The 11,032-nt window shown below is 68.2% G+C and carries 9 protein-coding genes and 1 pseudogene; 2 read left to right on the top strand and 8 right to left on the bottom strand.

From position 1 onward, the window contains the following. Positions 1 to 306: 306 nt before the first annotated feature. Both CCS01_RS33600 and CCS01_RS33595 read right to left on the bottom strand, forming a co-directional pair. Positions 307 to 480 carry a hypothetical protein gene (locus CCS01_RS33600; protein WP_158258327.1) on the bottom strand — a complete coding sequence of 58 codons (174 nt, stop codon included), beginning with the start codon at positions 478 to 480 and terminating at the stop codon, positions 307 to 309. Between the two features lie 52 nt (positions 481 to 532). Beyond that, positions 533 to 1,006 carry a TspO/MBR family protein gene (locus CCS01_RS33595; protein WP_104518708.1) on the bottom strand — a complete coding sequence of 158 codons (474 nt, stop codon included), beginning with the start codon at positions 1,004 to 1,006 and terminating at the stop codon, positions 533 to 535. Positions 1,007 to 1,229: 223 nt separating this feature from the next. Between CCS01_RS33595 and CCS01_RS10120 the strand changes: the two genes are divergently transcribed. Then, positions 1,230 to 2,024: an SHOCT domain-containing protein gene (locus CCS01_RS10120; RefSeq protein WP_104518707.1), complete on the top strand. Its 795-nt coding sequence runs from the start codon at positions 1,230 to 1,232 to the stop codon at positions 2,022 to 2,024. 155 nt (positions 2,025 to 2,179) lie between these two features. Here CCS01_RS10120 and CCS01_RS34585 read toward each other — a convergent pair whose 3' ends face one another. The 6 genes and pseudogenes from CCS01_RS34585 to CCS01_RS10095 all read right to left on the bottom strand — a co-directional run bounded on the left by CCS01_RS34585 (position 2,180) and on the right by CCS01_RS10095 (position 8,864). Beyond that, positions 2,180 to 2,734 carry an MFS transporter gene (locus CCS01_RS34585; RefSeq protein WP_239992092.1) on the bottom strand — a complete coding sequence of 185 codons (555 nt, stop codon included), beginning with the start codon at positions 2,732 to 2,734 and terminating at the stop codon, positions 2,180 to 2,182. A 90-nt stretch (positions 2,735 to 2,824) separates the two neighbouring features. After that, a pseudogene (locus tag CCS01_RS34580) lies at positions 2,825 to 3,505 on the bottom strand (MFS transporter); the annotation flags it as partial. Between the two features lie 1,613 nt (positions 3,506 to 5,118). Beyond that, entirely contained in the window at positions 5,119 to 6,084 is a 966-nt protein-coding gene (locus tag CCS01_RS10110; RefSeq protein WP_158258326.1) for an ABC transporter substrate-binding protein, read from the bottom strand. Between the two features lie 151 nt (positions 6,085 to 6,235). Further along, positions 6,236 to 7,234, bottom strand: a complete 999-nt coding sequence (locus tag CCS01_RS10105) for an asparaginase (RefSeq protein WP_104518705.1) — start codon at positions 7,232 to 7,234, stop codon at positions 6,236 to 6,238. After that, the gene (locus CCS01_RS10100) at positions 7,231 to 8,664 is read right to left on the bottom strand and encodes an amidase (protein WP_104518704.1); all 1,434 of its coding nucleotides are present in this window, start codon (positions 8,662 to 8,664) and stop codon (positions 7,231 to 7,233) included. Before CCS01_RS10100 ends, CCS01_RS10105 begins: the two co-directional genes overlap by 4 nt. Further along, entirely contained in the window at positions 8,664 to 8,864 is a 201-nt protein-coding gene (locus CCS01_RS10095; RefSeq protein WP_104518703.1) for a hypothetical protein, read from the bottom strand. Before CCS01_RS10095 ends, CCS01_RS10100 begins: the two co-directional genes overlap by 1 nt. A 57-nt stretch (positions 8,865 to 8,921) precedes the next feature. Here CCS01_RS10095 and CCS01_RS10090 point away from each other — a divergent pair, with 57 nt between their 5' ends. Further along, positions 8,922 to 10,358, top strand: a complete 1,437-nt coding sequence (locus CCS01_RS10090) for an MFS transporter (protein WP_104518702.1) — start codon at positions 8,922 to 8,924, stop codon at positions 10,356 to 10,358. Positions 10,359 to 11,032: the final 674 nt, after the last annotated feature.

The raw sequence follows: 11,032 nt of genomic DNA, 5'->3' as shown, positions 1-11,032 counted from the left end.
TGGCACCGGCTCGCAACGCCACCTTTTTCACCCATCGCCGTGCCCGCGGGCGGGCTGGGGGACTGCTGTGAAAATACGGTCCCGCAGGGTCATCGTCTCATCGTCATGGCCGGGCGTGTCCCGGCCATCTGCGCACGCACGGCGGAGGGGTGGATGGCCGGGACACGCCCAGCCATGACGATGAGGCAACGGCGGCTGCCATTTTCATCCATCATGGTGACCGCGCGCGGCCAGAGGGACTGTGGTTGGAATTTCGGAGGATCCGCCCGCACACCCATTGCCGGCTACTTGCACGCCGGCAGCGCGCTATGGCGGCTTGTCGTCGAGACTGTCGGGCGGCGCTTCCGGGCCGCCGCGGTCCTCGCTTTCGGGACCGACGGTGCGGGGCGGCCGGGCGGAGGACGGTTGGGCGGGGGCGGCGCCGGGTTTGGCACTTTCGCTTGCCGCCGCCTCGCCGGGGATGTCATCAGGTGGACCCATGCGACGGCAACGCCGGCGGCGACAGCGGGTTGCGCTTCAGGTTGCGCCACGTTCAGTTCCGTCGCCATACCTCCTCGCTCAGCAGCACCGCGAACATCGTCCACAATACCAGGGGACTCATGGACACCGCCGCCACCTCGTCGACCTGCGAGGCGGCGGCTGCGGTCGCCGTGGTCGCGGCGCACATGCCGGCGGCGACCGTCGCGCTTGGCCCCAGCTTCTTCGCGCCGAAGAACATGGCGGGATAGCCTGCCAGCCCGGCCAGGGTCGCGCCCCAGGACGCCAGCGCCGTCCCGCGCGCCGGGCTGTCCGGCCGGGTCAGCAGCCGGTAGCCGGTGACCGCCAGCAGAGTCTCCAGCACGCCCCAGGCGAAGCCGATGGTCGATCCCGACGGGGTGTAGGAGGGCTTGCGCAACGCCTCGTACCAGGTGGCCTCGCGTGGGCGCTGCGGCCCGAACTGCGCGCCAATCATGGCCGCGCCGGCCACCGAGGCGATGCTGGTCAACGCGGCCCGGGTCTTGTCCATGGGCAGGGAACTCCAATTGCTGTGTCGCCACACAACGCGCGCCGGCGGCGGCGGTTTGCGCACGAGCAGGTGCCGGCGCGGCGCCGGCGGGACCGCGCGTGGTATTGCGCTATCGTCCGCGGCAGCACTGGCGAAACAATCGCCGCCGTGGTTCGCCGGCCTGTTTCCTTGACCCTTGGCATCCGCCAGCGTAAGCGCGGCCCGACAGCCAGGACAGGACCCGATGCGACAACTCTCCCCGGCCGGCGCGCAGGCCGTCGCCGATATCGCCCGGCGCCACGGCTTCAGTGCCGAGGCGGTGGCGACGATGCTGGACGCCGTGGCCAACGGCGGCGGCGGCATGGCGCAGTTCAGCCATCCCGAGTTCGGCGGCAGCGGCCAGTGGATGCGCAGCGGCATGACCATGATCGGCGACATGTTCAACAACGCCCTCAAGGCCCGGGTCGATGCGCTGTGCGCCGATCTGGCGGCGCTGGTCGCCGCGCAGCCCGGCGTGGTCCGCAGCGGCGGTTTCCAGTCGCAGAGCCAGGGCGGACATACCCAGCAACATGCCCAGCAACAGGCCAGCGCGCCGCCGGCGGCGGCCAGCCTGTTCGTTGCGCCATCGCACGGCAGCGCCGCCGGCAACTGGTGGGGTGACGACCTGGTGTGGCCGAACAGCACCGGGTCGCAGAACAACTGCCGCTATGCCTGGTTCGCCCAGGCGCGGCGGCTGGCGGTGGACATAAACGGCACCGTGACGATCTACGATACGCTGGATCATGCCATCGGCGGCGTCAGCCAGCAGCAATCGCACGGCGGCAGCCTGACATTCACCAGCCAGCACGGGGTGGTTGACGTCGCCTCGCTGCCGGTGGTCTCGGTCAACGGCGCGCCGGCTGCCGCGCCGCCAAGTGGTTCCGACACAGCAACGGACATCTTTGCCGCGATCGAGAAGCTGGCGGAGCTGCACCGGCGCGGCATCCTGAGCGACGCCGAATTCAGCAGCAAGAAGGCCGAGCTGCTCGGCCGGCTGTAGGGTCGGCGCCGTCGCGCCACCGGCCCGGCGGAGACGGGCGGTTCCGGCCCGGACACCCCAGCTTGGCCCCCCCGGCCTGGACACCCCGAAAGGGGCCGTCGTTTCCGGCGGATGCCGTCCATCGGCTGAATTCGTGACGCGCGCCGTCCACGGGATCAGGCGTGTTCCTGCGAGATGTCGCGGTTGGTGTAGTCCGGCATCATGACCGTGGCGACGATACTGACGACCGCGCAGGCCGCGATATAGGCGGCGATCGCATAACCCGATCCTGTCGCGGCCAGCAGCGCCGTCGCGATCAGCGGCGCGGGGCCGCCGGCGATGACCGAGGCAAGCTGATAGCCGATCGAGGTGCCACTGTAGCGCAGGCGCGGCGTGAAGCATTCCGCGATCAGCGCGGCCTGGGGCCCGTACATCAGGTCATGGGGAACGAACGACAGGAAGATTGCCAGGAAGATCCAGGCAGGGATCATCGTGTTCAGCATGGCGAAGTAGACGAAGCCGAATATCCCGGTCGCGACCGAGCCGATGAGGTACATGCGCTTGCGGCCGATGAGATCGGACAGATGCCCCGCAAGCGGGATGGTAACGAACGACCCCAGGCCGGCGATGATCAAAGACGACAGAAGAAAATTGCGCGACGTGTGCAGCACCTGCGTGCCGTAGGCAAAGACGAAAGCCAGGTAGATATAGGCCGGCGCCTGCTCCGCCATGCGCGCGCAGGCCGCGAGGATGACCTCCCTGGGCTGGCGCCGCAGGACCTCGACCACCGGCACCCGCTCGATCCGTTCCTCGGCGACCAGCCGGCGGAAGATGGGGGTTTCCAGGATGCCGAGCCGGATATACAGGCCGATGCCAACCATGACGATGCTCAGCAGGAACGGGATACGCCAGCCCCAGACGAAGAACTGGTCGCCGGAGAGGGCGCTGAACGCGAACACCGCGAGGTTCGCCAGCAGCAGTCCCGCCGGCCCGCCGAACTGCGGCCAGGAGGTTATGAAGCCGCGATGCTTGTTGCTGCGTGCTCACTCCATTGCCAGCAGCACCGACCCGCCCCATTCGCCGCCGACGCCGATCCCCTGGATGAACCGCAGCAGCGTCAGGATCACCGCGCCCCAGATGCCGATCATCGCATAGCCCGGGACAAGGCCCACGGCGAAGGTGGCCAGCCCGGTGATCAGAAGAGTTGCGATCAGCGTTGCCTTGCGGCCGATGCGGTCGCCGAAATGGCCGAAGATCGCGGCACCGATCGGGCGGGCAATAAAGCCGACTGCATAAACCGAGAATGCTTCCAGCAGGCCGATCATCGGGTCGGATTTCGGGAAGAACAGCTTGCCGAACACCAGGCCGGTGACGACGCTGTAGAGAAGAAAATCGTACCACTCGATCGTCGTGCCGACGGTGCTGGCGATGATGGCGCGCCGCAATTGCGCCTTGTGCTCCGCGTCGGGCAACGAGTCCGGCCAGGTGGCGCTTGTAGCCATGATACGACCTCATTCTGCGTGAACAGGCTCACCCTGACATCCGGTCATTGTTGAAATCCAGGCAACGCCACCAGCCGGATTACTTGAGCGGCGCGGCGATCCACTTGCAGGCGATGATCCGGGCTCTGTCCCGCGCACAGGCATTGCGCAAGTACAGAACGTCCGGCGGACCATACGAGGCGATCGCATGAATGGAAATATATGTTATGATACTTCCGCGTTCTTGCGATCATCGGCAAGAACGTCGTGCGCGGCCGCAACCTGGACTTCCGGTGCTGGTGGGGTCACCGCATCAACACGAAGGCACAATGATTTCCGGCGCCTCCGTTCCGCATGCGCCCGGCGGCTGAGCAATTTCTTCTCTGCGTGCTCTGCGCTCCGCTCGGCGCGCTCTGCGTTGAATCGCGGTGGCCGGGGCGCCACCTGCGCTGGAGGCTGGGCGGGTCACCGACAACGCCGCTATTTGTTGCGATATAGAATTTTTTAAAACGCAGAGATCGCAAAGTGGAGCGCAGAGCACGCAGAAGGGATTCGGATGGCCCGCGGCCGCGATGGCTGTGCGTTGATCACCGCACCTTGTTCATCATGGGCAGGATATCGAAGGCCGGACCGGCAACTGCTTCATTATGCCGTTTCGCGTCTTGCTGGCAGAGCGTGTTCCTGCTCGCGGCGTTGTGGATCGCAGGTCGGTTGAGGCAGGGCAACGGCGCCCTCTCGTCGTCATGGCCCGGACGAGCCGCATCGGCGCTACAGCAGACCGCAGGTTAGTTGGGACGCAGACGGCCTGTCTTCATCGTCATGGCCCGGCTTGTCCGGGCCACCTGTCGCGGCACACGTGCTGGAATAGGTGGCCCGGACAAGCCGGGCCATGACGCGTGAGGTGCGCCGTCGCCGTGTCTCAACCAACCTGCGGTCTGCTGTAACTTCAGGGAGAACAGGGCATGGTCGCCACCCTATCGTCATGGCCCGCCGTGTCCGTACGGGATGCACGGATTTCGGAAACGGTCCGCTGCCGTCGTGGCTCCTACTGTCACGGCCGGTGCTGGTTTCACCGGCAGCAATCAAGCGAGGCTCTTGTCGGGTTCCGGGGTGGTCGGGTGAGGCGTCCCACGGCCCTGAAATCCAACCGGAACCGTGTTGAAAAGGTCCACGACACTGCCCTGTCGGATGACGTGCGCCCCCGCTGCGGCAACAGCCCCGCTGCATTTGCGTTCATCTGCGGTTCCATTTCTGCTTTGGAGCAGCACGCACGCGTTGGAACATCCCTCCCGCCGCCACGCTGATGCAAGAACCGCAAATGAACGCAGATGAACGCAGATGAACGCAGACGAACGCAGTTGGGCCGGTGGTGAACTGGACCTCCGAACGTAGGGTCGGCCGCGCGCCGATCGTTGCCAGGCCGCTTGATTGCGGTGGCAATCCCGATCCCGCCCCATCCCAATGGGCAGAACGCCCCACAGCGGATGTGCGAGCCACGCCACAGCGCCGCGGCCCTACGCGCCCTCGGCCAGTCGCTTGCCAGCCAAACGCGCCGCCGGGACAGGGCGGCAACATTCCCGGGCATTGGGCGAGCGCCTGGCTTTGCTGTTGGTCCCACGGAGAAGACGGATCCATCAGGGCTGCAGCGGCGCCAGCACCGCGCGATGTTCCGCCGGCGTCAGGACATGGCCATAGACGATCGCATTGGCCAGCGCCGCCAGCGTTTCGGGATCGCTGCCCTCCAGCCAGGCCAGGCCCAGCAGGCGGTTGATCGACGGCGGGTTCTCGATCCAGCCGAACGGCAGGCTCGGCGCGATGATCACGTGCCCCTCGCTCACCGCCCGCACCGCCTTCCAGGCGTCGTCGTGCGCCAGCGTCTCCCGCACCGCCGGCTCGGAGAACACCAGCACGTCCGGGTCGATTTTGCGGATCTTGTCGATGGTCGTGGGCCGGAACGTGCCGTTGCCATCCGGCGCGACCACCTGCCAGCCCAGCAGCCGGAACACCTCGGTAAGGTCGCTGTCCGGCGCCGCGGCCAGCAGCCCGGCGGCGCCACGCGCATACAGCACGCGGGGATGATTTGCCGGCGGCGGCAGCGACAGCAGCGCCTCGGCAAAGCGGGCCAGCGTCTCCGCGCGCTGCTCGCGATGCAGCAGCGCACCGAGCCGGCGGATCATGTCCGAACTCTTGACCAGCGATCCGTCCAGCAAGATCGTCGGAACCCCGGTGCGCTCCTGCGTCGCCTGCGCCAGATCGGCGTAGCGGGCCGAGATGGTGCCATAGTCCACGATCAGGTCCGGCTTCAGCGGCTTGATCGCCGCCGAGACGTCCTCATGTCCGGTCACGCGCGGAATCTGCGGCAGGTTCGCCGCCCCGGGCGCCAGCAACGGCCGCGCGGCGTCGGCCAGCGGCATCGGCCAGCCGATCATCAGGTCGGGCGCCAGGGCGGCGAGCAGGACGGCGGCCGGCGGGCCGGCCGGCAGGACGCGGGCCACATGGTCCGGCACCTGCACGATGCGGCCGGCGGAATCGGTGATTTCCGCCGCATACGTAGCCCCGGACCACAGCATCACGACGATCAGCAACACCCGGCGCAGCATGTGACCTCCTTGCCGCCGACCAAACGAACAGCGACGCCCGGCCTGCGGACTCATGCGCACCGGCGCCGGCGGGCATCCTGCCGACAATCGCTTGCTTGTCCAGGTGGACCCGCACGCCCGGACGCGCGGATCGCTTCGGGGCCGGCCATCGTCAGTAGGTGCGGAACATCCGGGCGATCTCCTCCGCGTCGGCGGTGACGGTCAGGGCCAGCGCCAGCAGGATGCGCGCCTTCTGCGGATTGAGGTTGTCGGCGATCAGGATGCCCGCCTGCCGGAGCCTGCCGCTGCGAAACGTCCGCCCCGATCCGGCGCGGGTCGATTGCACCACGACGACGCCCACCCCGGCGGCGTCGGTCAGGGCCTCGAATTCGCCGGGGGGACAGAAGCCGGGCGCGAAACCGGCGGCGACGATGCCGCGCGCCCCGGCCGCCACGAACGCGCGCACCGCGGTGCCGTCGCCGCCGGCGTAGGCGTAGGAAATGTCCACCCGCGGCAGCGCGTCGATGGCGGCGGCGTCGAACTCGGTATCCGGCGCATGGCGGCGCATCGGCCGGCGGTAGAACGCCACCGCGTCGCCGTCGGCGTGGCCGAGCACGCCGAAATCCGGGGTGCGGAACGTCTGCAGCCGCAAGGTGGAGGTCTTGGTCACCTCGCGCGCCGCATGGATCTCGTCGTTCAGCACTACCAGCACGCCCATGCCGCGCGCGTCCGGGCTGGCGGCGACGCGGATGGCGTTGACCAGGTTCATCCCGGCATCGCTCGACAGCGCGCTGGATGGCCGTTGCGCGCCGACGAGGACCACCGGCACCGGGACCTTTACGGTGAGATTGAGAAAATAGGCGGTTTCCTCCAGCGTCGCCGTGCCGTGGCCGATGACGATCCCGGCCAAGTCGGGATGGTCGGCGACCACCTGGCTGCACAGCGCGGCCAGGTCTTTCCACTCGGAAAAGCCGATCGCCGGGCTGATGATGGCGCGGTAGTGGATCGGCAGCACGTCGGCCACCAGCGCGGTCTCCGGCCAGCGGGCCAGGATCTCCTCGGCATGCATCACCTGGCCGCGGGAGCCGTACTCCTGGACGTCCAGCGGGCCATGCCCCAGCGAGGCGATAGTGCCGCCGGTGCCAATGAACGCGACTTTCGGCCGGCTCATGCCCGGCCCTTCACGCCGTCGAGGATCGCCGGACGCGCCCGGTGCCAGCCCGTATCCGCCTGGTAGGCGTCGGCGACCCGCAGGATGCGGCCTTCACCAAACGGCCGCCCGGCGACTTGCAGGCCAATCGGCAGCCCGTTGGGGTCGAAGCCGCACGGCACGCTGATCGCCGGCAGGCCGAGGTAGTTGAACGGCCGCGTGTTGGCCGAGACCGCCATGAACCGGTGCTCGGTGCCCGGCGGCCCGTGGTCGATGTCCGTCTCCGCCAGCGTCGGCAGGCAGGTGCGGATCGTCGGAGTCACCAGCACGTCCACCTTGCCGAACACCTCCGCCGCGAACGCCCGCAGGATCGGCCCGCGGCGGCTGAGCGATTCCACGTAATACGTCGCCGGAATGGCATAGCCGGCATACAGGCGGGCGCTGATATGCGCGGCATAGGCCTGCGGATCGGCGCGCATCCAGTCGGCGTGAATGGTGGACGCCTCCACCCGCGAGACGATGCCGCCATAGGCGGCGACCGCGTCCATCAGCGGCAATTCGAACCGGCTGACGACTGCGCCGCGCCCGGCGAGCACCTGCAGCGCCGCGTCCATGGCGGCGCCGATCGGCTGGTCCGCGCCGTCGAGGAAGTAGTTCACCGGCACGCCGATGCGCAGGCCGCGCAGGTCGCCGTCGAGGAAGGATTCATAGTCCGGTACCGGCTCGTGCGAACTGGTGGGATCGCGCGGATCGTGCCCGGCGATCACCGTCAGCACCCGGGCGCAGTCCCGCGCGGTGCGGGCCAGCGGGCCGACATTGTCGTGCGAGAACGACAGCGGCATCACGCCATGGCGCGACACCCGCGTCTGCGTCGGCTTCAGCCCGGTGACGCCGCAAGCGGACGCCGGCAGCCGGACCGAGCCGCCGGTGTCGGACCCCAGCGCCATGTAGTTGAACCGCGCCGCCAGCGACGCGCCCGAACCCGACGACGATCCGCCGGTGATGTAGGGCAGGTTCCAGGGATTGTGGCAGTCGCCGAAGGTCTTGTTGTGCCCGGTCGGGTTCTGCGCGAACTCGGCCATGTTCAGCCCGGCGAAGGTGTAGGCGCCGGCGGCGGCCAGGCGCTCGATCACCGTGGCGGCGACGGTCGGGCGGAAATCCCGGCGCAGCGCCGAGCCGCAGGTGGAGCGCTTTCCCGCCTGGTAGTACATGTCCTTGTGCGCCATCGGCACGCCGAGCAGCGTCCCGCGCTGCCCGCCGCGGACGGCGGCATCGGCGGCGCGGGCGGCGGCCTCGGCCTGCTCCCGCTCCTGCCAGATCACCGCGTTGAGCTGCGGGTTGACCGCGTCGAGGTTGGCCCAGCAGGCGTGCAGCAGGTCCACCGAGGTGGCCTCGCCGCTACGGACGGCGTCCGCCGCCTGGACGAGGCTGTGGTCCGCGAGCCCGGCCATCAGGCGGTGTCCTTCGTTGCCTGCAAAGCCGCTTCGAAGCTGGACGGCTCGTCCTCGAACGCCAGCGTGCCACGCAGGGCCTCGAAGGCGGCGATGGTGTCGGCCAGTTCCGCCGCCAGCCGTTTCGCCGGGTCGTTCGGCGGCGTGATCCCGTGCCATCGCGCGATCGTTGACTCGAACGAGGTCTCGAATACACCCATTGTCGGCTTCTCCGGGTTCGCTACCGGGAAATAGGCAACAGAAAGGACGGCCGGGCAATGCCGGAGCGGGGGAGCGTCTACGAAACAAACGTGCCGAACCGGCTGGATCGCCTGCCCTGGAGCCGATTTCACTGGTTGGTGATCGTCGCCCTCGGCATCGCCTGGGTGCTGGACGGGCTGGAGGTGACCATCGTCGGCTCGCTGTCCGGGGCGCTGTCGGAAAGCCCGACGCTGCACCTGAGCGGCAGCGAGGTGGGCGCCGCCGCCAGCGCCTACCTGATTGGCGCCGTCGGCGGCGCGCTGTTCTTCGGCTGGCTGACTGATCGGCTGGGGCGCAAGAAGCTGTTCACGGTGACGGTGCTGGTTTACCTGACCGCGACGATCGCCTGCGGCCTGGCGTGGAACTTCCGGTCGTTCGCGCTGTTCCGCCTGTTCACCGGCGCCGGCATCGGCGGCGAGTATGCCGCGGTGAACGCAACGATCCAGGAACTGATCCCGGCAAGGCGGCGCGGCTTCACCGACCTGGTGGTCAACGGCAGCTTCTGGCTGGGCGCGGCGGCCGGCGCGCTGGGCGCCTATGTCGTGCTGAACCCCGCCATCATGCCGCCGGAAATCGGCTGGCGCGCGGCGTTCATCATCGGCGGCGTGCTGGGATTCATCGTGCTGTTCCTGCGCCGCTTCCTGCCGGAAAGCCCGCGCTGGCTGATGACCCACGGACAGCCGGAGGAGGCCGAACGGATCGTCGCGCAAATCGAGGCCCGGGTGGAACGCGAAACCGGCCGGGCGCTGCCGCCGGTGCCGCCGGGGCATCTGCGGCTGCGCACCGACGTCCGCTCCTGGTTCGGCGCCGGGGCCAGGGCGCTGGCGACGCAGTATCGGCAGCGGGCCTGGCTGGGCGTGGCGCTGATGGCGGCGCAGGCGTTCTGCTACAATGCCGTGTTCTTCACCTACGCGCTGGTGCTGACGCGCTTCTACGGCATCGCGGCGGGCAACGTCGGGCTGTTCATCCTGCCGTTCGCCATCGGCAATTTCCTCGGCCCGCTGCTGCTGGGGCGGCTGTTCGATACGATCGGGCGACGGATCATGATCACCGCGACCTATGGCCTGTCCGGCCTGCTGATGGCGCTGACCGGGTGGATGTTCGCCGCGGGCTGGCTGGACGCGACGCAGCAGACGCTGGCCTGGACGGTGATTTTCTTCTTCGCCTCGGCCGCCGCCAGTTCCGCCTACCTGACGGTGGGGGAGAGTTTCCCGCTGGAGGTGCGGGCGGTCGCCATCTCGCTGTTCTATGCGTTCGGCACCGGGCTTGGCGGCGTGGTGGGGCCGGCGCTGTTCGGGGCGTTGATCGATACCGGCAACCGGGTGTCGATCTTCTACGGCTACCTGCTCGGCGGCCTGCTGATGATCGGCGCGGCGATCGTTGCCGGGATGCTGGCGGCCAATGCGGAACGGCGGTCGCTGGAAGACGTGGCGCCGCCGCTCTCGGCGGTATAGCGGCGCCGGGTGCCAAGGGTAGCGCGGCGCGGATCCGGATCGAGCGGATCAACAATCACGGCTTGGGCGTCGATCTCGCGCTGTTCGGCAGCCTTTACCCGGCTGTCATGGACGCCTTCCGGAACATCCCGGGTGACGACCGCATAGCGGTCCCCCGACCGCGCGCGGCCACCACGATGGATGAAAACGGGCGAGGCCCGTTGCCTCATCGTCATGGCCGGGCGTGTCCCGGCCATCTGCGCTGCGACGGTGGGGGGTGGATGGCCGGGACACGCCCTATCGCGTACAAACATGTCTGAAGCGATCCCCAGTTATCTGAAAAAGTCTTTTTCTATCAGTAGGTTGGGCAAAAATCGCTGTATATACAAAATTTCCCCTGACCCGTTGATAACACGGGATATCGCCTAATCGTTTCAGAGATCTGTGCATCTCGTAGGGACACGCCTGGCCATGACGATGGGACGATGACCCTGCGGAACCGTATTTTCACAGCAGTCCCCCAGCCCGCCCGCGGGCACCACGATGGGTGAAAAAGGTGGCGTTGCGAGCCGGTGCGAGCCAAGCTGCTGGCACGATCGTCTCGAGGCTGATGTCTCTGCGGTGGCTTGGCGACCCCGTGTAGCAGTCCGGCCCGCGCTGCGTTGAGGTACCCCACTTTGTCGCTCCCGGGCACG

This window comes from Rhodopila globiformis (genome assembly GCF_002937115.1).
GTDB lineage: Bacteria > Pseudomonadota > Alphaproteobacteria > Acetobacterales > Acetobacteraceae > Rhodopila > Rhodopila globiformis.
The sequence above is the reverse complement of the archived record's forward strand: the minus strand, read 5'-3'. Positions and strand labels throughout refer to the sequence as shown.